17 protein-coding genes are annotated in these 23,340 nt (G+C 56.7%); 3 read left to right on the top strand and 14 right to left on the bottom strand.

The window, feature by feature from the left end; translation table 11 throughout:
- Nucleotides 1-6: 6 nt before the first annotated feature.
- Nucleotides 7-216, bottom strand: a complete 210-nt coding sequence (locus PKO02S_RS32240) for a hypothetical protein (RefSeq protein WP_164821315.1) — start codon at nt 214-216, stop codon at nt 7-9.
- A 207-nt stretch (nt 217-423) separates the two neighbouring features.
- On the opposite strand from PKO02S_RS32240, the gene PKO02S_RS05635 reads away from it, so the two are divergent.
- Complete coding sequence (locus PKO02S_RS05635) at nt 424-2,430, top strand: MASE4 domain-containing protein (protein WP_164821314.1); 2,007 nt, start codon at nt 424-426, stop codon at nt 2,428-2,430.
- Nucleotides 2,431-2,460: 30 nt separating this feature from the next.
- Here the strand turns inward: PKO02S_RS05635 and PKO02S_RS05630 are convergent, their stop codons facing one another.
- Nucleotides 2,461-3,336: an AraC family transcriptional regulator gene (locus tag PKO02S_RS05630; protein WP_164821313.1), complete on the bottom strand. Its 876-nt coding sequence runs from the start codon at nt 3,334-3,336 to the stop codon at nt 2,461-2,463.
- Between the two features lie 329 nt (nt 3,337-3,665).
- Between PKO02S_RS05630 and PKO02S_RS05625 the strand changes: the two genes are divergently transcribed.
- Nucleotides 3,666-4,610 carry an AraC family transcriptional regulator gene (locus PKO02S_RS05625; protein WP_127580122.1) on the top strand — a complete coding sequence of 315 codons (945 nt, stop codon included), beginning with the start codon at nt 3,666-3,668 and terminating at the stop codon, nt 4,608-4,610.
- A 103-nt stretch (nt 4,611-4,713) separates the two neighbouring features.
- Here the strand turns inward: PKO02S_RS05625 and PKO02S_RS05620 are convergent, their stop codons facing one another.
- The 12 genes from PKO02S_RS05620 to PKO02S_RS05565 form a co-directional block, all read right to left on the bottom strand.
- Nucleotides 4,714-5,457 (bottom strand): RraA family protein, encoded by a 744-nt coding sequence (locus tag PKO02S_RS05620; protein WP_127580121.1) that lies wholly within the window; start codon nt 5,455-5,457, stop codon nt 4,714-4,716.
- Between the two features lie 133 nt (nt 5,458-5,590).
- The gene (locus tag PKO02S_RS05615) at nt 5,591-6,616 is read right to left on the bottom strand and encodes a Gfo/Idh/MocA family protein (protein WP_127580120.1); all 1,026 of its coding nucleotides are present in this window, start codon (nt 6,614-6,616) and stop codon (nt 5,591-5,593) included.
- A 62-nt stretch (nt 6,617-6,678) separates the two neighbouring features.
- Nucleotides 6,679-7,506 carry an HpcH/HpaI aldolase family protein gene (locus PKO02S_RS05610; RefSeq protein ID WP_127580119.1) on the bottom strand — a complete coding sequence of 276 codons (828 nt, stop codon included), beginning with the start codon at nt 7,504-7,506 and terminating at the stop codon, nt 6,679-6,681.
- Nucleotides 7,507-7,531: 25 nt separating this feature from the next.
- On the bottom strand, nt 7,532-8,827 hold the full coding sequence (locus PKO02S_RS05605) for a sialidase family protein (protein WP_127580118.1): 1,296 nt from the start codon (nt 8,825-8,827) through the stop codon (nt 7,532-7,534).
- Between the two features lie 41 nt (nt 8,828-8,868).
- Complete coding sequence (locus PKO02S_RS05600) at nt 8,869-9,768, bottom strand: carbohydrate ABC transporter permease (protein ID WP_127580117.1); 900 nt, start codon at nt 9,766-9,768, stop codon at nt 8,869-8,871.
- A gap of 16 nt (nt 9,769-9,784) precedes the next feature.
- Nucleotides 9,785-10,720: an ABC transporter permease gene (locus PKO02S_RS05595; RefSeq protein ID WP_127580116.1), complete on the bottom strand. Its 936-nt coding sequence runs from the start codon at nt 10,718-10,720 to the stop codon at nt 9,785-9,787.
- A 70-nt stretch (nt 10,721-10,790) separates the two neighbouring features.
- Nucleotides 10,791-12,497 carry a type 2 periplasmic-binding domain-containing protein gene (locus PKO02S_RS05590; RefSeq protein ID WP_127580115.1) on the bottom strand — a complete coding sequence of 569 codons (1,707 nt, stop codon included), beginning with the start codon at nt 12,495-12,497 and terminating at the stop codon, nt 10,791-10,793.
- Between the two features lie 129 nt (nt 12,498-12,626).
- Nucleotides 12,627-15,335, bottom strand: coding sequence for a sensor histidine kinase (locus PKO02S_RS05585; RefSeq protein WP_127580114.1), 2,709 nt, complete (start codon nt 15,333-15,335; stop codon nt 12,627-12,629).
- 4 nt (nt 15,336-15,339) lie between these two features.
- Nucleotides 15,340-16,944, bottom strand: coding sequence for a response regulator (locus tag PKO02S_RS05580; protein WP_164821312.1), 1,605 nt, complete (start codon nt 16,942-16,944; stop codon nt 15,340-15,342).
- A gap of 96 nt (nt 16,945-17,040) precedes the next feature.
- Entirely contained in the window at nt 17,041-18,006 is a 966-nt protein-coding gene (locus PKO02S_RS05575; protein WP_307720007.1) for a mannonate dehydratase, read from the bottom strand.
- Nucleotides 18,007-18,025: 19 nt separating this feature from the next.
- Complete coding sequence (locus PKO02S_RS05570; RefSeq protein ID WP_164821311.1) at nt 18,026-18,790, bottom strand: SDR family NAD(P)-dependent oxidoreductase; 765 nt, start codon at nt 18,788-18,790, stop codon at nt 18,026-18,028.
- 21 nt (nt 18,791-18,811) lie between these two features.
- Complete coding sequence (locus PKO02S_RS05565) at nt 18,812-22,627, bottom strand: hypothetical protein (RefSeq protein ID WP_127580110.1); 3,816 nt, start codon at nt 22,625-22,627, stop codon at nt 18,812-18,814.
- A 213-nt stretch (nt 22,628-22,840) separates the two neighbouring features.
- Between PKO02S_RS05565 and PKO02S_RS32235 the strand changes: the two genes are divergently transcribed.
- The gene (locus PKO02S_RS32235; protein WP_164821310.1) at nt 22,841-23,011 is read left to right on the top strand and encodes a hypothetical protein; all 171 of its coding nucleotides are present in this window, start codon (nt 22,841-22,843) and stop codon (nt 23,009-23,011) included.
- Nucleotides 23,012-23,340: the final 329 nt, after the last annotated feature.

Raw genomic sequence — 23,340 nt, 5'->3', positions numbered from 1 at the left:
TTACTACTATTCGTTCACCCTGCCACGCAAAGCCGCGATCGCATGCTCGCCCCAGCGCAGCATGTCTTCCTCCTCTTGCAGCATCAGCCGCAGCAAGCGGCAAGTCGGATGGTCGACGAGCGGATTCGTCTCGGCCAGAAGTCGGCGAAGCGAACGAACAACACTCCTTTCCTCAAAAAAGCCGGCTCGACTACTTCTATTGTAAGGGGCCGCCATTTCGAATCGATGGAAAGGCTTCTTGTTTTTTGGTCTAATCTTCCTGTTTTCGCACCGGATTCCTGCTACAATGGAATCGAGCACGCCCAGCAGCTGCTGCGCCCCGCCACTACCGCAACGAGGAACACCGCGCCTAGCACAGAGCAGGAACCCGCACAGCCCTCGTCGAAAACGATACGACCACCACGTCCAAGGAGGAGCCACCCCATGAGCGTACCGCAGCCCACTGCGATCAACGTGCATCATTTGCTGAACATGCAGACCCATCGCTCCCAACGCCGGTTAGCGTTCATGATCGGCGCCATCGTCTGCTTCATCTCGCTCCTGTCCATCCCGTTCGCGCGCGTGCAGCTGCCGGAGATGCAGGCGTACCAGCCCATCATTTTCTCTACGGTGATCTGCTTCGAGCTCTTGACAGCCTATGTGCTGCTCAGTCAATTCCGCGTCACCCGCTCGCCGGCGGTGCTCGTGCTGTTCGCGGGCTACTTGTTCTCAGCCGGGATGACCTCGATGTATTTGATGACGTTCCCGCGCATCTTCACAGACACCGGGCTATTCCATGCCGGCACCCAAACCGCGCCGTGGCTGTACTTGCCGTGGCATCTCGGCTTCGCGCTAGCCATACTGTTGTACACCTACATCGACAAAAAGTACAAACACGTCCAGCTCACCAAGCGTCAAGCCAAACTCCTGGAACGGTCGACGCTCCTCTTCGTAGCCGCTCTCATCGCCGGCCTAACGTTCGCCGCCACTTCCTTGCATGACTCGCTGCCCGTGCTGCTCCATCAAGGCAAGCTTACACCGCTGTTCCTGTACGGTCTCGGCTGGCCGATCGTCGGAATCAGTCTCGCGGCGCTGATCTGGTTTTTCATCCGCACGCGCGGGAGCACCGTGACTCACTCCTGGCTATGCGTGGCGCTGCTGGCCTCCCTGCTGGATGTGACGATCGTGCTCTGCGGCGGCGGCCGCTTCAGCATCGGCTGGTACGTGGCCAAGTGGAACAGCTTCGTCTGCGCGAACATCGTGCTGGGCGGGATGATATACGAGTTTACGAAAATGTACGTCGGCATGACCGTGCTATATCGGCAAGTAACCGAGAGCGAGAGCAGGTACAAGGAATTGTGGACCGAGAGCCAGCTCGCGGAACGCAAAATCGCCGAACAGAACGACATCATCGGGCAAATGCTGCAAACGAGCCAGGAAGCGATCGTCATGTGCGATCAGAGCGGGAGTGTGGTGTTCGCCAATCAGCGGTTCGGAAAATTTTTCGGGAGACCGCTTACGGAGGGAGATCGGATTATCGAATATTGTATGGGGATGAAAGGGGCGGCAGGACCGTTGTCAGCCCTCATCGAGCTTTATTTGACACAGAACAAGCCGACATTTCGTGAGAGGATCACTTACGTAACGAGCAGCAGGGAAACCCGTCATTATGAGTGCTACGCCAGTCCGATTACGGATGAAACGAGCGGCGAACTGAGGGGACATCTGCTCAGCTTCCGCGACAGAACGGATGAAGAGCGAATAGACGAGATGAAGAACGAGTTCGTCAGCATCATCTCGCATGAGATCCGAACGCCCTTGACGTCGATTCTGGGGTTTGTGGAAATCTTATCGGCACGGGATGTCGGCGAAGACAGGCGTACCCGATACATTGCCACGATTTATAAAGAGGCGACTCGGTTGTCCAATTTGATCAACGACTTTCTGGATTTGCAGCGGATGGCGTCGGGAAGGCAGGAGTTCCATTTCAAATCGTTGGACGCCGTGCTCCTGCTTAGGGAAATCGTCGAACAATGGCAAGGCAAGGACAATCACGAGACGCTGCTGCATGCCGAGGCGGCGCCGATCTGGGTGAAGGGCGACGAAGACAAGCTGAAGCAAGTGTTTCACAACCTGCTCAGCAACGCGATCAAGTATTCGCCCGGCGCCACTCGCGTCGACATTTACGTAGAGACGGACAACGGCACGGTGCTGATTAAGGTGCAGGATTACGGGCTCGGCATTCCGCCGGAGGCGCTGGATAAGCTGTTCACGAGGTTTTACCGCGTAGACAATTCCGACCGCAGACAAATCGGGGGCACGGGTCTCGGGCTCTCAATCGTAAAAGAAATCATAGAAACCCACCACGGCACCATTATCATCGATACCTCGCTGGGCAAAGGCTCCATTTTTATAGTTCAATTGGTCGAGCATGCACCAGTGGAAATTTAGCTTTTAGCCGTCTCCACTCACCACCTCCAATTACCGCTTCCGGCTCCCTTGTGGAGACACGCCGTATTTGCGCTTATAAACGCGTTCGAAATGCGATAGCGTGTTGTAGCCGGAGGCGAAGCACACTTCTGTAATCGGCACGGCCGATGCCAGTAGCAAGTCATGCGCGAAGCGGAGCCGCAGCTCGTTGACGTAGTCCTGGAACGTGACGCCGGTCGTCTTGCGGAAGCATTCGCTAAAATAGTTGGTCGCCAGCCGCGCTTGTTTGGCGGCCTCTTGGAGCTTCAGCTCCTGGCGGAAATGGTGATGGATGTATACCAGCGCCCTCCGAATGGCAGGGTAATGGCGGGACTCGCCGACAACCGCTTCGGAATTCACTTGTCCGAATGCGGACCCACTTCCAGCTCCCGCTCGAGTGCTTTGGCGCAGCAACAACACAAGGATACGCTCCAGCGCCCCGCGAATCAGCCTCGTATGACCGAGCCCTCCCTCGCGAGCTTCCTCCTGAATAAAAGCGAACTCCCGATGCAGCCGCTCGAAATCGGCCGACCGCAGCGCCTCCAGACCGCTGTCGCTGCTCGCGAATAGCTGGTCGTTCAGCTCCTCGCCGATCATATCGGCCGAGAAGATCACGTTGAACATCTCCATGCTTTCCCCTTCGACCGGGAACAGCTCATGAAAGTCCGAAGGCGTCAGCAGGAATACGCTGCCGCGCTCCAGCTCGATTTTCCTTCCGTTGACCAAATTGACGCCCCGCCCATGCACCACGAAGCACAGCTCATAAAACTCATGCCAATGCAGCGGGAAAAATTCGCGAACCGTTTGATAAAACACATTGAAAGCCGTGCGGTGCGGCATAAACTGCTCGCTCTTCAATCGTTTGGGCGGCTGCGTATAGCGCGTCATCAGTCGGTTGGTCTCCTTCATCGATCGGATCTAACCTTAATCATACCACGGGAAGACAGCCCATCGGGCTCAAATATGTAGTGCATGAAGAGGAACGAACCCTTTATAATGTGGAGTGAAAAGGGGAAGTGCGGCCGAACCGCCTTCTCCATGACCGGAGGATGCCCATGCAGAGCTCTACAAGAATGTTCCTCGACTCGCTGCGCACGGAGTTTCTGCGGATTCGGCAGTACGACAACGGTTCGAGGTGAACGGGAGCGGCACCCTGCTGTTCCCACAAGGTGCTGCGCTGAAAATGTAGCAGGAGAAGGTAGAGGTGGTGAAGCCGCATGTACCCTGAATATTTGTTCGAATACCCGAACCGGGATGCCCGGTTCGCCTTCCATATGAAACGCAAGCTGCAGGTCGCTACGCCGGCGCATCGGCACGACTTCGTCGAGCTGACGCTCGTCGCCGGCGGCTCGGGCCGCGAGACGATCAACGGCGCCGAGCATCCGATGCGTCCGGGCACGATGGTGCTGCTGCTCCCGTATCAGGTGCACCGCATCGTCTCCGATCCGCAGGCGCCGCTCGATCTGTTCATCTGCAACTTTCCGATCGACTTCATCATGGAGATCCGCGACGACGAAGCCAGCTTGCCGGAGCTGCTGCTCGGCGAGAGCGAGAGCAACGATGCGCGGACCTATGTGCAGCTGGGCGGCGACGACCTGGCGGTGACGCGCGCACTGTTCGAGGCGATGCTGCATGAGGCGCAGGGCGACCGGCCTTTCCGGTCGGTTACGCTGCGCGCGCAGCTGCAGCTGGCGCTCACCCGCTTTGGCCGCAGCCTGTCGGATCGGCAGGAGCACAGACCGCCGACAGCCGCCAGAACGACGGTAGGGACGAGCTCCCTCGCGGCTGCGAACGAACCCGTCCCTGCTCCGGCGACCCGCTCCATCTGGCCGGTCGTCCGATACGTCTATGATCATTATCTCGAGCCGCTGACGCTTACCGGGCTGGCCGAGCGGTTCCGGCTCCACCCTTCTACGCTTAGCGAAAAATTCGTCGCCTCGTACGGCATCCACTTCACCGACCTGGTGCATGAGCTTCGGCTGAGGCACGCCTGCTCCCTGCTCCGGACGACGGAGCTGCCGGTCGCCCAAGTGGCGGAGGAGTCCGGCTTCGGCTCCTATTCGAGCTTTGCGCGCATTTTCACCAAGAACAAAGGACTTTCCCCAAGGGATTATCGTAAACACGATTCTAGGCTTCCAACAACAGATCCTTATGGATCTTAATCACGATCCGTTTCGTCGCCGCACCGCCCTCCGCGCTGCAGCATACGCCGCCTTTTCCCGCTCCCATTTGCTCAAATCCCCGATGATCATCCGGTCCAGCCTCCTACCATTCTCCGGTGGAACCGAATTTTTGCTTCATGTTGACGCCGAACTGCCGGCCGGCCGCATCGATACCGGCGAGCAGCTCTTCGTAAGACTTGCCTGCAGCCCCTCGAGCGGCAGGGATGACCGTGCTGCATTCATTGCCGTCCATGTATACCGACGCCTCGAGCAGACGCGCTTCATCCTCCTGAGGGATGACGAGGAACCCGTGTTTGTCGGCATGGATCAGCTGGCCGGGCTTCACCTTGCAGCCGAACACTTCGACTTCGATGCCCCAACGCACCGGCGTGCTGTAAGCATGCCCTACGCAAGTGCGGCGGGCCAGCGCCTTGAAGCCGGCATTGCACATCTCGTCCGTATCGCGGATAGCGCCGTCCGTAATCGTCCCTACGCAGCCGAGCGCCCGGTGAATGTTGCTGTTGACCTCGCCCCAGAACGCCCCGATGACGCGCGGCTTGTCCAAGTCCTGGACGACGACGATTTTCGGCCCCGGCACGCTGGCCACATATGCGCGATATTCGCTCCAGGCTTGCGGGCTTTGCTTCGGGTGGTTCGGGTTGCTCGGCTCAAATTGAACCGTGACGGCATAGCCGACCATCGGCCCCATATGCGGCATATAATCCCGCGTCTCCTCCAGGTTGAAGCCTTGCGTAATGTCGTGCTTCGTGATGGCCTCCCAGCCGTTATAGATCGTCGGCGTATTCCAACGCTTCAGCTTCAGCAGCTCCGCATGTGTCAAACTCATCGATCTTCCCATCCTCTCCCTAGTGGCGGTACATTGATGCCATTATACCGCCCTCTCGGCGAGGAGACCGTTCAGTTTTTCGGCGAAATCTCTCAGTTTATCGGCCGGCTTCGGCTTCGGCTTTGGCTAAGGCTTAGGCTTCAGGTACACCAAAACGATTAACGAGCACCGCGCCTTCATCCGCATCGATCGTAAGCGCGCTGGCCGCGAGAATATGCTCGTGCGTCAGCACCGCCGGCTGCCCCTCGATGCGGCGCAAGAAATCCTCCGTCAGCGAGCAAGGCGGCTCCGCGAGTTCCGCGAGATGCAGCGGATCGCGATCGTTCACGGCGAGCAGCAGCTCCTCGCGGTCGGAGACGAGCGGATCGCCGGTCAGCCGCAGCTCGGCGAAGCCTTCCGTGCCGTTGACGAACACGCGGCAGTCGCCCCAAGTCCAGCTTTTGTCCGGCGTATGCCAATCCGCGTACAGCTGGGCGATGAGCCCCTCGTTCATGATGACCTGGGCGGATGCCGCATCCCAGAAGTCGGGGTACTCCGGCAGCTCGTTCTTCGTCATGACCGCCTGCACAGATACCGCCTGCTGGCCGGTCAGCCAGAGCAGCAGGTCGAAGTCGTGGATGAGCAGGTCGACAATGACGCCGCCATTGCGCCGCTTCTCGAAAAACCAGTCGGCGCGGGAAGCCGGGTTCAGCCGATGCGGCTTGCGCATCGAGACGCTGACGAGCCGGCCGAGCTGTCCGGCGGCGATCGCCTGCTGCAGCGTGTAGACCGCCGGCCGGAACCGCTCCGTCAGCAGCATGCCGACTTGGATGCGACCGCGGCGGATGACTGCCTCCAGGCGGCTCAACTGCTCTCGGTCGGTGACGGCCGGCTTGTCGAACATGACGTGGATGCCGTGGCGTTCGGCCCACTCGACAAGCTCCATCTTGTCGCAGTTGATCGAAGCCGAGCCGATCACCTGCACTTGCAGCGCCGGATCGAGGAACGCATCGCGGTCCTTCATGAGCGGCAGCCCGTGTTTGGCGGCGAGCTGCTCCGCCAGGCTCGTGTCGTCGGGATCGTAAAGGCCGACGCAACGGTGCCCGAGCGCGAGCATCTCGTTGATGAACATGCCGATATGGCTGTGCCGGCAACCTACGATGGCGAAATGAATGGTCATGAGATCAACTCCTTCAATATGCGTTTTCTCATGACCATCATAGCAAAATTGTGAAGGATGCGCTAAGCCTTTTCCCCGTACAAGCTCATGTTCAAACGCTCCTGCTTGCCGGACAGCTCATTGAAGAGATGGTTGTAATACTCGCTCAGCCCGATCACATCCGCACCGAGGCTGATAAAGCGGTATCCCATGGCGACGAGCTCCTCCACATTGCCGAGGCTGCCTATCGTCGCGGCGATTTTACCGTGTTTGACCGCCAAGTCCGCAATTCGCTTCCGGGTTTCCGTAATTAACGGATGGTCCCATTCGCCTGGAGCGCCGATGCCCTGGCTGAAGTCCCCCGGTCCGAAGAAAACGCCGTCTACGCCGGGAAGAGCGATAATCGTCTCCAGCTCCTCCAGCGGCTCCGGGTCCTCGATCTGCAGCACATTGAACCGCTGCTCGTTCGCCTGCCGCATATACTCCGGCAACGCCAGATTCGCGTACCGGCCGTCGGCGTTCCCTCCATCCATGGGCCTGCGCCCTATCGGATGAAATTTCGAGAAGTGCGCCACTTGACGGGCATCGTCCGCGCTCATGACATGCGGCACAAGGATGCACGTGGCATCCAGCTCGAGCGGCTTGACCAGCTCGCTGTACGAGCCTCTCGCCACACGGACCATCACATCGACATCATAAGCTTTGGCTGCCAAAATTTGCTTTTCGATCATCGACCAATCGTTCGCGACATGCTCCATATCCAACCAGATGCAGTCCACTCCGGACACCATACAGGCGATTTCCACAACTCGCGGATCCGCCAAGTTCAGCTTGGTCGCATAAGCGACACCACCAGCCTTCAGCTTCTGCAATACACGACTTGGCTGTAAGTCAAACGGTTTGCGCTCCATTTCCAATTGCTCCCCTTAGGATGTTCTATTGTTGCTTAAGCACTTGTACTTCCACTTGCAGCAAAATGCCCTCGTAACAGTTCAAATCCGGCTGATAGGGGACAAAGGCGATCAGCTTGCCGTCCTCCTCGTCCCATAGCACCGCTTGATTGGAGAAATCGACCGGATATTTGCCGTTTGCCTCGTCCTGCTGCGGCTGCTTGGTCACGATCGGCGTCACGCTTTCTTTCACAATGGTCAAGGTGTCGGTGTCCAATTGCGCGATGCATAACGGATACCTCGGCAAATTGCCGTCCGGGTTGTCCTCGTTCACCATGCCCACAAAGTAGAAAACGCCCGCTTGATCCCGTACCAAACTCGGAAAAGTGGAAGAAGAGTACATCAGGCTGACATCGTCGTAATGCAATCGTTCGGGTTTGCTCCACGTCGCCCCTTGATCGTCCGAGACGCTGATCCATTTGGTGCCGGGGATTTGCTCGCGCGCCTTCGTATTGCTGCCCCGCAGGATCATGATGATCCGACCGTCGTCGCATTCGCACAAGGCCGGTTCGTAAATCCCGCGCGTCGACTCTGTAACCGGCACCTGCACCGTTTCCTCTCCTATCGTCCACTCATAGCGCAAGAGCTCCGCATTCCAGGCGCCGAACAGACAGCCGGAATGGAAAAAGCCCATCACAGTCGGATTGAATAGCATCCCTTCTTCATCCAGCATCTGAATCTGCACGCCGACGGCAAGGTTCCCTTGACGGCTGCCTGCTCCTCGAACAACGATCGGATTCGAAGGCATGATCATGTTCCGACCGAACGTAACGCCGGGGAACATCCGGTCGCGATCGTAATCGCCGCCATGCTGGAACATGTAGCGGCTGTCCGTCCACGTTTCCCCGCCGTCGAAGGAGATACTGTAATAAATGCGTCGTTTGCTCAGGATCGAAGACAAGATCGTCTGCAAGTCCCCTTCCCTCCACACATACTCGGTGCCGAATCGAACAAGCACCCCGGCACGCTCGTCGTACACGATCCCGTTTTGCAGCTTCAACATTTTCTCGTGCGCATCCCGGTTCAGCCTGTAAGCCCGGTCATAGATCCCGGTTTCACGCCATGTATTCCCCTTGTCGTCGGAAATGCGGCATAACACGCCGGTTCCCCGGTCCGAGCCTTCGAACAAATTCATCAGCTGCACCCAGCGGGTACGTCCCGAATCGGACGGATGCGGGCAGGCGGCCGTCGTCGCGGCAAGCGGGAACAGCCCTGCGGAGACATAGGCGTTCCGTTGCCGCTCGACGCGGAATGAAGTCCGCTCGCGAGATAGTTGCGTCATGATCAATCGCTCCCTTTTTCAACAGTTCGCATTCTCGGCCATTATCCTTTCAACGACCCAAGCGTTATGCCTTTGACAAAATATTTCTGAATATACGGATACACGAGCACGATCGGTCCGATCGAGATGAGCACGATGGCGGCTCTTACATTATTCAAGGTCAACTCCGCATGGCTGGCGCCGAATGAGGCTACATCCGAAGCCTGTTGATTGACGGCGGTCAGCATCTCGCGCAGAATCAGTTGGATAACCGTCTTGTCGCGGTCGCGGATGTAGATCATCGCATCGAACCAGGCGTTCCAATGCGATACCGCCGCCCATAAGGCTATCGTGGCGAGCACCGGCACCGAGATCGGCAGGATGATGCGTATCAGCAGCGTCAAGTAATTCGCACCGTCGATGAAGGCCGATTCCTCGAAAGCTTTGTCGATCGTCATAAAGAAGTTCCGCATGATGATGACGCTGAAGATGCTGACCGCCCCCGGTAAAATAAGCACAAGGAAATGATCGATCAGCCCGATCTGGCGAATGAGCAAGTAGGTCGGAATGAGCCCGCCCGAGAAAAACATAGGGATGAGGAAAAAGATCGTCAAAGTATTGCGGTACGGCAGCTCGCGCTTGGACAACGGGTAGGCCGCGGCCACCGTGAACATGACAATGACGACGGTTCCCACTAGCGTCCGCACAATCGTATTGATATAAGCGCCATAAATATCCTCGTAGGAGAACAAAAATCGGTAAGCATCCAAGCTCCACTCTTGCGCCCAAAGATGGACTCCGAGAGACATGGCCGATTGCGGACCGGACAAGGACAGGATGAGCGTCTGCCAGAACGGATACAGGATCGACAGCGCCAGGATCACCATGAAAGCTCCGTTGCCGATCGAGAACAGCCGATCGCCAAGGGGACGGCCGCGGCGGCGATTTCTATTAATTGTCATCTGCGTTGCCACCTCCTTACCATGCTCCATGGTCGCTGACTTTGCGTACGAACAGATTAGCCGTTACGAGCAGCACGACGCCCACCACATTTTTGAACAGCCCGACGGCAGCGGAGTAATCGAATTTGTATTCGACCAGCCCCACCCGGTATACGTACGTATCGATGATATCCCCGACCTCATAAACAAGCGGATTGTACAAATTCAGAATTTGATCGAAACCGCCCTCCAGAATGTTGCCGAGCCGGAGCAGGAATAAAATAACGACGACCGGCATAATCGCGGGAATCGTAATATGCACCATTTTTTGCAGCCGGTTCGCCCCGTCCACGTCGCTTGCCTCATACAGCTCGGGCGAGATCGAAGCCATCGAGGCAATATAAATAATGGCCGCCCAGCCCATCTCTTTCCAGATGTCACTTATGATCAGCATCGGTACGAAATACGTCTTGCTGGCGAGAAAATGCACCGGATCACCGCCGAACAGTGTGATGACATAGTTGACGATGCCTCGCTGCGGGGAGACGATCTCGACGAGCATGCTTGCCGCAATAACCCACGACATGAAGTGGGGCAAATAGGAGATGCTCTGCGTTATTTTTTTGAAGCGGACATGGCGAATTTCGTTCAACAGCAAAGCGAACACAATGGGCGCTAAGAAGCCGAACACGAGCTTGAGCCCGGATATGATCAACGTATTGCGCAACGCGCGGAGAAAGATGAAATCGCTGAACAAGGTGCGGAAATGCTCGAAATTGTTCCATGGACTGTCCCAGATGCCTCTGGCTACCTTAAAATCCTTGAACGCGATCAACACGCCGTACATCGGGATATATTGAAAAATAAACAGCTGTACCACAGGCAGCAGAAGGAGCAAGTACAGCAGCTTCATACGCTTGACCTGTCTCCAGGTTGAAAGGCGGGTTGTTGCGGTTGTTTCCGATCTCTCCATGACGGCCACCTCGTAGATGGGATGGGGAAGCGCCTCTCGTTCAAACGGCCCTTCCCCTGCCCAGGTCTCTCTATTTACTGCTCATCAGATCGATGGATTTCGGCGACTTCTCCAGCTCAGCGAGCAGCTCGTCGCCGCCGTTTTTGCGCCAGTTGTCCACGTACGCATTCCATGTATCGTCCACTTTAACCTCTCCGACGATCGCCTTGAACAAATACTCGTTCGCGATCGTATTCAGCTTCTCTCCGTTTTTCGCCAACAGCTCGTTGTACTTCGTTTGTTTGAACAGATCGAACTTGTATGGCTGAATCATCAGCTTCATGCCTTCGTTCTTATTGAAGAAGTAGTCGTTCACCAGCTTCATGACGTCCTGCGGCGTCGTATACGTCATCATCTCGCGGGTTGTAATGGCGTGATTGTAATAGCGCAAGCCGAATTTGTCATCCGCGTTTGAGTTGTTGATCGGCAAGGCGGCCGATTTGTACGGCTCACCCTCCCAATTGAAGTGGGTGCCGACTTCTCCGAACGAGCTCATGATGAGCCCTTCCTTGTCAAAGTTGATGTAGTCGAATACTTGCAGGATACGACTGAGCTTCTCGTCGGACACATCCTTGCGGATTACGAAGTCATAGCCGCCTAATAGCGACACGGGACGGTAGGCAGGCGCACCCTGTTTACCATTCGGTCCGATCTGCGGAGGCGTAATGAGAATTTTCACGTTCGGGTCCTTCGCCACCAGGTTGCCCGGAGGCCGCTGCATGAACACGCCGGTCATGAGCGCCGCCGCGTTGTATTGGGACTGGGCGCTGCCGATTTTGCCCGTGGAAAACTTCTCCCAGCCTTTGACGCGGTTCAAGGTGACGAATTCGGGATCGATGTAGCCGAGCTTGTACCACTCCGCCATTTTATTCAGAAAATCCTTGTACCGAGGAGAAATATTGAAGTTGGTAACCTTCCCGTTCTCCTCCAAATTCAGATCGGCTCCAAGACCGTAGGCGCCGAGATAATTCGCTCCCCACCAGAGCAGCGTATCGTTATACGGCGTGAAGGCATAGGTGTCTTTTTTGCCGTTGCCGTCTGGATCTTGATTAACCATAGCGTCGAATATTTTGGCCTCTTCCTCGAGGGTGAACGCCTCCTTCGTGAAGAACACCCGCTCGCGACCGCCCGAAGTCCCTACTGGCTGAGGATTGCCCTTCGGCTTGAAGCCCAGCTTCTCCAGCCAATCCAGGCGGTACACGTTGCCCCATAGTTGGCCCTCGACCGAACCCGAAATACCGGCAAGGGATACATACTCGTCCGTCTTGTTCGGAGCCAGCCCCATCTTCCAGCCCGGCGGATTGTCGTCCAGCATCTTGGCGTAGTTCGGCGCATATTTCAGAATCATAGCCTTCGGAATCGTGCGCGTCTCGCCGTCCGTGAATAGCTTGAGCGCGTCATTGCCGGAGAAGAATGTCGCCTCCGGCAGCTCGCCGGAAGCGAGCATCAGACTGACCTGCTGGGGGTTGTTCAGATCGACCTTCTTGTTGGTCAGCTTGATGTTGAACTTGCTCTCCAGCTTCTGCTGCACATAGTTGTTGTCTTCCACCTTGCCTCTGGCATTCGCGCCGGCCCAGCTGATATCCAGCTTCGCTGCGCTAGGTGCCGGCGATCCCGTCTGTTCGCCCGCCGCCTCGTTGCCCTTCGTGCCGGAGCAAGCCACAGCCGTACCCCCCAGCGTTACAACCAACCCTAGCAATAGGGCGGTTCGAAGCTTTTTACCCTTAATACCGCTCACTGCGTATTCCCCCTTTATCGATGTTGCAAGCGCTTTAACGTTTGCCCCTTCATAATAAGCGATCGTTCGCCGGAACAATGACACAATAGTTCGCGGTTTATAACAGGATCGTTATCACTGTTGCTGCGGCTAGAGCCGCGGGATTGTAATGGAAACCGTCGTTCCCGCGCCTTCCTCGCTCTCGATCTCCAGACCGTAGGCTTCCCCGTAGTGCAGCTTGATCCGTTTGTTCACGTTGTAAATGCCGATGCCGGAGCCGTCATGCTCCTGTAGCCGTTGTCGAATCGCCTTCAGTTGATCGGCAGGAATGCCCTTCGCATTGTCCGACACTTCGATGCGGATATGCTCGCCTTGTCGAGTTGTCCGGATATCGATGACGATCTTGCTCTGCGTTTGCGGCACGCCGTGGTAGAACACATTCTCGACGATCGGCTGCAGCACCAGCTTGATAATGCCGCAATGATCCAGCTCCTTGTCTAGGTGCCAACGACACTCCACCCGTTCGTGATACCGCTGCATGATCAGGTGAACGAACGCCTGGGCGTACTCGCATTCCTCCCGCATCGAGACTATCGTCCTGTCATGGCTTGTCATGTACCGGAACAACCGACTCAGTGAGTGGATCATGACGACCGCTTTGTCATTCTCCTGTTTCTCGACCGCATACACTAGGCTCTCGAGCGTGTTATACAGGAAATGCGGATTGATCTGCGCCTGAAGCGCCAGCAGCTGGGATTCGCGTTTCTCGTACTCCGAGCGGAGCCGGCGATGGTTGGCGATGAGCGACTCCTCGACGAGTGCTTCAATTCTGTCCAGCATTCGGGTATAAGTGCGGCTGAGCTGATCCACCTCTTCGATGCCATACGCTCTGGCAAGCGGGTCCCGATCGGTCAAGCCGGCCTGGCGAGTAGGCAAGACGAGACCGAGCTTGTGGAACGGATGAATCAGATAACGCGACATGCCGAAGGCAAAGATTACCGCGAGTAGCAGCAGGATGAGCACGATGGACAGGTCGTCGAACATGAGATCGATCGTCTGCTCCTTCACCGCCGAGGCATCGAATTCGGATACAAACTGCCAAGGCAGATGCGGCAGCTTGGCCGCGAAACGGAACTCATTGTCGGTCGCGTCGCTCTCGTCTTGTCGGCCGATGCGGGCCATGCTGGAATGGGACACGATCGTCCGATGCTCGTCGACGATATAGGCACTGCTGTTGTTTTCTTTGAAATCGGCATACAGGTTGGATAGGAATAAGCTGTTGATGTCGAGACGAATCAAGCCGATCCGCTGTGGAAATCCGTATAAGTTGAAAATCGGCATGCCGAGGCGGATGTACGAAGCGCCGCTGCGGTCCGTTTCCAGCTCGTAGCTGAGTCCGCGGGATCGTTCGCCCCCCTCGGTAGGCTTCGCTGCTCTGTCAGGTGGCGGATAGAAGTTCGAGAAGATCAGCCGTTCCTGCAAGTCGTAGATGCTCACGATATCCCGCGAAATGCCCAAATATTCATTTTGGCGAATCCAGGACGCTATTTCTTGCGGCGATTCGCTCGTCTCATTCATAATGAGTCGACGAATGTAGGTGTCATAGCTCAGACGGGCCAGGCTGACGGATTTCTGTTCGATGAACAGCTCGATTCTGTGTACAGTGTTATGGAATACCGTCGAGTATGAGTCGCGAAGCTCATCGCCTACGATGCGCATCGATTGGGTATAGAAAGCCCCGATGAACAACAGCACGGGGAACAAAATCGTAACGGCAAAATACAGAAAGAAACGAGTATGTAAAGAAAGCGAACGCTTCTGCACGGGAAGCGCAGGGCGGTCGCCAAAGCTGTCGTAGCTTTTCATTTGCTTGAGAAACCGAAGCAGCGGCTGCAGCATGGCACCGGCCACAATACGCGATCCGGCGAACGACAGCAGTGTGCAGGCGGTAAAAATAAATCCGATCAATTTCAGGATCAGCGTAAAATGCGCCCGATGAATGGACACGTTTTCCTCGTAGATCAGACTTAGCTCGTACGGAGCCAGACGTTTGATCGTCACGGTCGTATCGCTCAGCCCGAGCTGACCCGGTTTATACGTCCCGTCCTGCAGGCCGCTCAACCGAGCCAATGCCGATACGTTCACTTGGTCTCCTGCGAAAATGACCTCATGCCCGGCATCGAGAAGCGCCATATGCTCGCTGTAGGGGATATGCTGCCGGAAGTAGTCGCCGTCCAGCAGCACGAAGGCGCTGCCCAACCGACCTCCGTTCCGGCCGATGAGCGGGCTCCACAAGTAGTAGGAGCCGTTCAGCGTGTCGAGTGCCTCTCTCGTCCGGGAATCGGACGGCGGCGCATCCGGATTCAAGCCGAAAAACCGGTACGTCTGGCCTTTATTGACCAGCAGCACCGGCGACTCCCCTTCCTTCGGTTCCCTCTCTGGTAGACGGCTCGTGTATTGAGCGCTTGAGCTGTATTGCGTGCGGTTCGACTGCACGAGGATGCTGCGCAGGAACGGGTTGTCCTTCTTCAGGTTGAACAGCAAGGTTTCCAGCTCGTTCGACATGGTCGCTCTGTCGAAGGCGGCGGTCGACGTATTCTCCTCCACCTGGTCGATCATTTCCGCGAAGCGTTCGTTCGTGCGCAGATGGTTCATCACATTGTAGGCGTCGTTGAAGCTGCCCGCGATATCGAACTGAATCTGGCTCACCTTGATCGACTGGATGTGATCGAGCTTTTCCTGAACGAACGCCCTCATCTTGTAGTAGAACAGAGTACTGATCGACAACAGAATGATTAGGACGGCGGCGAGCGAGAACAGCATCAGGAAGTTGCTCAGCTTGATTTTGCGTCCACCCACCCGCTCACTCCCTCTCCTTGGATCGATTTATGCGGTATACGAGAGGCGTGACGCCCATTACCCGCTTGAAGGTCTTGTTGAAATAGGAAAAGTTGGAGAACCCGACATCCACGGAAATGTCCTTAATCTTGGCGTCCGTGCGCAAAATCCGTTCGGAAGCTTTCTCAATGCGAATCCGGTTGACATAATCGACGAAGTTCTCGCCGGTCTCTCTCTTGAACAGCGAGCTGAAATATTTGGGATTGAGGTGCAGCCGTCCGGCGACGTCCTCCACCATAATTTTCGTTTTGTAATGCATTAGGACGAATTGGCTGGCCGCCTGCACATAATCGTTCGTCCCTTCCAGCGAGGTGACCGTTTCTCGACGTGCTGCAACCGCTTCCATTTTGCGTTTAAACCAAGCCTTCAGCTCCGACAAAGTGCCGGTGGCTTGAATCGTCTCCATCGCTTCCGTCTTGTTGGGAAACTTCCCGCCCAGCTCGCGTTCCTTCAATTTCCGGTCGAGGGCGAAGATCGCCTCCATACACTGCAGTCGAATATCTGCGACCCGCTGAGGATACGTCTCCTCCAGGGCATCGAAGAAGCCGAACACATGCCGGGACATCTCCGCCAACCGTCTGTCTACAATCGCTTCGACGAGCGCGTCGGCGGCCCGCTTCACCTTCTCTTCCTTGCCTTCTCCGGCTGAATAGGGGGCCGATGATCCCGAAACTGCCATATCCTGACGGAATAAAATTTTGTCCGTGCCATAGAAGAACCGGGCACTCAGCGCATAAACCGCTTCATTGTACGAAGCGGCAATGCCAACGTGACCCCGGTGCAAATTGCCGACGCCGAACACCATGCCGCCGAGCCGGCCGACCGTTCCGTCTTCATGGAGACGCAGCTGCTCCTGCAGAGAACGGAGCGGTCCAAGCATGTCGGTTTTGCTAATCGGTTGCGCATTATGGGCGAATAAAATCAGCCGGTTCCCGTAGATCAGGAGCGGTACGGATCGGAAGGCCGCCTGCTGTCTCGCAACGGTTAGAATCCAATTGCGAACCGCCTGCAGAGGCTCGCCTTCCGGCAGCGAATCGAAGGCGCACACCACAATGCGTACATAACGCTCCGCCCCATCCGCACCGAACGGCAGTCGCTCATCGCCCGGCTGGACGCTCCCCTGCTCAAGCAATCGGATCAGCTGCGTCTCCGTGTCAGTCTTCTCCGCTGGCCCCTTCCGAGCGATGGATTCCTCCTGTTGGAGCTCCCGCAGCATGCCGCGAATCAAATCCTCCAGCTCTTCCCGGATGACCGGCTTCAGCAAATACCCTTTCACCCCGTGACGAATCGCTTCTTGCGCATAGGCAAAATCGTTGTAAGCACTCATCACGATCAGCTTGACATGAGGCAGCGCCCCGCGTACTCGAGCCGCCAAGCTTAACCCGTCCAGCACGGGCATGCGTATATCGGTCAAGACGATATCGATATCACCCCTACGGACGATCTCCCATGCCTGCTCGCCGTTATGCGCCTCCCCTGCCGGTTCGACCCCATATTCGCTCCAAGGCAGTAGTCCTGCGAGCCGTTCGCATACACTGCTCTCGTCGTCCACGATCAATAATCGGCGCATGCTGCTTGTCCCCCTCTGTTCCATACCCAACCCCTTGATTCGATTGTATCAGCCCCGCTCTTCCTGTAACAAGAGCCGAACTTTGGCAAGGCGCCGTTACTCGTTCGTTCCGTCCAACAATCCCCGCAAATAGCCGAGCGCGAACAGCCTCCCCATCGACTCGTAACCAGGCGTCCGGTTATCTTCGCCGGCCATCGTCGGCACATGATCGACGCGAACCGGGCCATGGAAGCCGATTTTGCGATAGGCTCTGACCGCCTCCGCCATATTCGTTTGTCCGTCGTCGTGGAACGTCTCGCTGAAACGTTCGGCCGTACCGCGGATGTCGCGGAAGTGGACATAGAACAAACGGTTCAAGCCGCCGAACTCGAGGATTTTCTCGGGAATTGCCTCCCCAGCCGCCGCCAAGGTGCCCTGACACATCGTAATTCCGCTGTACTCGCTCGGAACTAATTGTATCGCTTGCCGCAGCGCTGCGGCGCTCGTTATGATTCGGGCGATGCCCCGAATCGGCGAAACCGGAGGATCGTCGGGATGCAGGGCAAGCCGCACGCCGGCTTGCTCCGCTACCGGTACAACTTCGCGAAGAAAGTATTGCAGATTTTCCCACAGCTGCTCCTCGGTGACCACACCCGAGTCTGTGAGCGGTGCGTCCTTCATGCATGCATGATCGTAACCGGTGACGAGTGCTCCGCCACGTGTCGGCAATGCCAGCGACGTGCGCACCCAGTTGAAGCGGGCCATAAAATTGTAGCAGAGGACCGGCACGCCCAGCGCCCCGAGGTGGCGGATCAGCCGCTTGCAGGCGGCGATCTCCTCGTCGCGACGGGCCTTGTCCGTTCCGATCCGCACATGGTCCAGCTCCCATTCGTAACCGGGCTCGAAGGCTTCCACCCGAAAGCCGAAATCCTCATATCGTTTGACCAGCTGCAGCAAATCCATATAATCGACGGACGCCCGTCCGTCCGGGCTAAGCGGCAGTCTCGAGACGACACCCGTTACCCCCGCCTGCCGTGCCAGCTGCCACAGCCGATCCGGCGCCGTCGACAACACTTCGGACACTTTCAATCGAATCTCCCCTTCAATGCATGATCCAACCGCCGTCGACGTTCAGGCATTGGCCGGTAACGAAGCCGCAGTCCGCGGAAGCGAGGAAGACGAACGCGCCGACGATGTCGTCGGTCGTCTCCCGCCGCTTGAGCGCCTGCTCCTGCAGCAAGTAGGCTGAAGCCTGCTCCTGCGCCTCTGCGGAGCCGAGCTTGTCAAGCTCGGTCTCCGTCAGCACGGCGCCAGGAGTAATGCAGTTTACTCGAATGTTGTGCTCCCCAAGCTCGCGCGCCATCGCCCGGGTAAGACCTACGATCGCTCCCTTCGAAGCGACATAGTGAGCATACCCGGACTGTCCGCGCCAGAACACAACGGACGAGACATTGATCATGTGACCACCGCCGACCGCCTTCATATGCGGGAACACCGCTTGGGTGCACAGAAATTGCGACTTCACATTGATGCGCATCACCCGGTCCCAGTCGTCGCCGCTGATGTCGAGCCAGTGCTGACGCGGGTCGACGCCGGCGTTATTGACCAGAATGTCAATGCGTCCGAACGTATCCGTCGTCCGCTTCACCAGGCGCACCACTTCCGCCTCTATGGAAACGTCTGCACGTATTGCGAGCGCCTGGCCGCCCGCCGATTCGATCTGCGCCACCACTTCGTTCGCAGCCTGCTCATCCGACCCGCAGCCGACGACGACCGCCGCTCCTTCCGCCGCATACCTTAGCGCTACCGCCCGACCTAGTGAGCGGGAGGCGCCGGTGACGATTGCAACTTTATCTTTCAGTCTCACCGGCATAATCTCCTTCTGATATTAATAGAGTTTAGGCGTCAGTTCATCATAAGGCCCCAAATGCAAATCCTGCGGCAGCAAGTCGGTGTGAGGCGCCGAGCCGGAGTAGAATACTTCACGAATAGCGTCCAAATACCCGAAGCCCTTCAGATTGCTTGGCATGAGCGTATGGCCTTCATTGATTTCATTCCAGTTGTCGAGCAGAATCAGGCTCCTGCCGAGCGAGCCGGACGAATACCCGGGCATGAACGTATCCCTCAACCATGATAAGCCGGATAACCAATTTGCGAGCGGGATATTCGTTTTGCGAGTCGGCCCGGCCCACGGCTCGTTGCCCCAGCCTTGCGTCAGCACCGGAATCGGATCTAGGATGTTGTGTCCCCGCTGTGTGGTGAGATTCGTCTGCTGGGTGCTCATGCTGGCGGTCGTCCAAGTGTAGGAGTAGTGGTAATCGAACCCTCGATTTTTGATCGTCTGTACGGATGCCGAGGTGGTCTGCCTGTTCTCCGCGATAAAGATCGCCCCGGCGAAGCCTTCTCCGATCAGGATGTTGCGTGCATCGTTCAGAGCCATCGCCGAGCCGCCTACGTCGGTGTCCAGGTTTGCGCTGTTGTACACGAAAATAACCGGTTTGTTGTCGATCAAAAAGTAGGATGGGTGCTTGAAGTAGTGCTCAATCCAATAATTCAACAAATTCGTTTTGAAGTCGGTCGCATTCGATACGCCGGAAGCCGCCGAGTTGTTCTCCCATAAAATCGCGAATTTCATCTGATCGAAATAATTGCCGTTCATGAATCCTTCATGCAGCTTCGCGGACTCCGCCGGCTCCTTGATCGGATTGCCCTTCGTGTAGGCCGGCCGGTACCAGCAAGGCATATACAAGCTGATGCCATGCTCCAGCATCCACTTTGCCTCCCAGTCCGCTACCTCGGGATTGCCGTCCTCCGCATAGCCGAACAGCGGAAGGCGGTTATCGTAAGGCTGTAGCGCGGTATACCCCTTGTGATGGCCCTCCCTCCACAAGTCGCAGGCTTGAACGCCTACGGTATAGGGAGAATCGGCCGCGGCGGTATCGGGAGCCGGAACGAGGCTCGTATAAGTGCCTTGGAATACTTGAACGTCATCGAACCACATTACGCCGGTATTTCCGGAAGAAGTGACTGCCTGAATCATATTCAGATTGCTTGTGTTGTTGCGGAAGGCTACCTGGTTGGCCACCTTGATCTTGTTCACATAAATGTCGGCCAGATCCGTGGAGGCGTCGGCGACGATGCGGATATCGTACCAGACGTTCGCCTTATAGCCGCTCCAGATCGACACAGGGGTGCCAACGGAATTCTCATAACTGATGTCGCCTCCGGAAGTCAGGAGCTTCACCCCTACCGTACTGCCGCTTAGCAGCTGGACAGCCATTCCGTCTACCTTCACCGGAAGCATGAACATGAACTCGGCCGTCATCTTGCCGGTCTGAGCCGTGAAGCCGGTGCTGAGCGAAACGCTGGCTGCGCCGTTCGTGTCGTTCAACTTGTAGGAGAGAATGTCACTAGGCACATTGCTCTGCATAACTTGCACATCGCCGCTTCCTCCGCTGTTGTCGACCGTCCAGCCGGAAGGCGTACCGCCGACGGCATACGTTAGGAAGTTCTCGTAGACTTCGTAGCCCTTAACCAGCTCTATCGGACCGACCAGCATCGTAGTCGTGCCGCTATTCGTCGTCTGAATGAACAACCGGTCGAGGCTGCTTACGGCATTGCGGAAACTGACTCCCGTGACCGAGTATGTGGCGCCGTTGATGGAGATATCCGCCGTATCCGTGTCAATGTTCGCCACGATTCTCACGCCGTACCACGTATTGACCGCGTAGTTGCTGAGCAACGTTACGGGCGTGCCGCTGGAGTTCTCATAAGCGATATGGCCGCCGGACGTAACGAGCTTCACGCCGGACGTCGCCCCGCTGCGCAATTCCCAGCTCAATCCGTCCACCTTGGCCGATACGCGGAAGCGGAACTGCAGCGTAACTGTTCCCGAGGTTTGCTCGAGAAACCTTCGCTCCGCAGAGACTAGTTGCGAGCCGCTCGTATCATGCAGCCTGAGGGAAGGCACATTATCCGGCGAGAGCTGCCGGTCTACGGTACCGCCCGTTTTCACGGCGGTCCAGCTGGAGGGCACTTCCCCGATCGTACCGGTTTGATCGTCGATCAGATGCCCGCGTGTCAGCGATCTTGGAATCGCGTCCGTGAATTGCAAATAATCGATTTTGGAAGGATCGGTGCCATAAGTGCCCTCGATCACAAACGTATCCCCGTTCGTTACCGGCCAATACTCCTTCACTTTCCTCACATGAGGAGCGAGATCGTCGTATTGGCCTTTCCAGTAATCGATCTCGACACCGTTCTGTTTGACGCGGAATGTGCTGTCGTTCGGACCGGTCACTTCAAAATAGCCCACGTTAATCGCGTAGTAGCCGGATGTGCCGCCGAATGTGAAGGACGCTGTACCCGTGCCGGTAGCCGTCACTTTCACAACCTGACCGCCACGCGCTTCCGCTACGTTCTCCACGGTGTAATTGCTGAGCGTCGCTGCTTCCGCTTCATAAATAATGCCCGCGGGTGGATCGGGTTTCTGAAAGCTGACGTTGTCCACGTAGAAGTCGTCGCCGGTTCCCGTCGTCGAGCCGCTCATAAAGCCGAAACGGTCCATGGTAGTGTAGGCATTGCGGTACCCGATCGTACCGACGAAGGAGCCGTTCACATACAGATCTGCTGCAGTCGTGTCGTCTGCGACAAGCTTCACTTGGTTCCACTTATTAAAAGTAAATGTGCCAGCGCCCCCTACGTTCACCCAGCTCGACCCGTTGTACCATTGGACACTGCCGTTGCTGTTGACGCCCACCATAAACACAATATTGCTTAATGCATTGCCGCCGCTACTTACGTGGAAAATATTCCTTCCCGGCGCCGCAACCGGATACATCCGGAATTCCAGCGTTTTGGCTGCTGAGATCGATGTTACTTTCACCGCATTGGATGAAGCGCTGCCGTTGTTGTCATAGATGCGAAGCGATTTGCCTCCTTCAAAAGCACGTGCCGTGCTCACCTTCACATCGGAAGCGATCAGACTGTAATTTGCCGGAAGCGATCCTGTCGCCCCATCCTCGAACGTATCTTCCTCCTGCGGATCGATGAAGCTGACTTGGTCGATGTAATACTCATCGCCTGTTCCTGCCGTCGAGCCGCTGCGGAAGATGACCCGATCCATCGTCGGGAACCAGTGATAGAGGCCGGCCGTGCCGATGAACACATCGTTCACGTAGAGATCCGCCGAAGTCGTATCGCTTGCATAGACGCGGATTTTGCTCCAGGCGTTCATCGGCACCGTGCCGACCGCTCCCATGTAGTTCCAGGCGGTGCCGTCGTAATATTTGAGCCGGCCATCCGTATGAACGCCCAATTGGAATACGATATCGTCAGTTGTATCGCCCGTGCTTAAACTAAACACGTTCGTAAAAGCGACGGTAACGGGGTGAATTTGAAATTCCAGCAGCTTGGCATGGGATGGCGCCGTTTTCTTCACTAGCGCCGACAAGACGGAAGCCGAAGTATCCTGGATGCGAACCGATTTGCTGCCGGCGTATGCCTGTATGTTGGATACGGTTGTAGACGCGCCCGTGCTGTAATACCCTGCAGGAACGGCGCCTAGCGTATCGCTTTCGAATGTGTCCCATGCCACCGCCGCGTGGGCAGGCGTTGCCGCTGCCGCTATAATGACTAGAATCAAGGCGAACAATCCGATGAACACTAGAGACGCGCGTTTCCAGGAAGAAAGCGCTTTAATCAAATCAATGACCCCCCCGATTCCTTTTTTTCGTGCATCCTCATCATAAAGCAAGGGGCCATAGGCTCGATGACACAAAAGTTTGGGGTTTATAGCAGGATTGTCATCACTTGTGGAGTGAGAGGGTATTGTCATTGCAGTGTAAGTCGAAGGTGAGAAGGGTTCTCTAGTCCTGCCGAATTGGAGTAGCCGCCTTAGCAAGGGGGTTCGAAACCCATGAGCACGGTTACTGGCTGGGACCGAAAGTACAGTGCCGGAAAGTGGAAAATCGAGCTGAGCGTAACTTTAGATGCAACCCATGCGGCCGACCTCCAAGTAACCTTGCTTACTCTGCAGTCCGAAAAAGTCGGACTGCGGAGTCGGTTGAAGTCGGGGTTTGCTCCGTAGTCCGATTTCACCGAATTGGAGCGGCGGGTTCAGAAGGGGAGCGCGGAAACGGCTACGCAAGTGGGCTAAGTCGGACTACAGACGACCTTCTGCTTAGCAGACGCCACGCAGTGAGGAAAATTCGGACTGCATCGGGTGGGGATGAGGGCTGGCGGAGGCTAGACGGGGGCAAGCGAGGGCTGGTGAGGGTTGGTGAGGGGGAGACGAGGGCAAGCGAGGGCTGGTGAGGGTTGGTGAGGGGGAGACGAGGGCAAGCGAGGGCTGGAGAGCGCAGGTGCAAGGAGAGAAGTGGTGCTAGGAATCGAATGGGGACAGAGGCTCCTTTCGCA

Origin of the sequence: Paenibacillus koleovorans NBRC 103111, assembly GCF_004000845.1 — a bacterium.
GTDB classification, from domain to species: Bacteria; Bacillota; Bacilli; order Paenibacillales; family NBRC-103111; genus Paenibacillus_AA; species Paenibacillus_AA koleovorans.
This window is presented reverse-complemented; position numbering and strand designations above follow the sequence as displayed.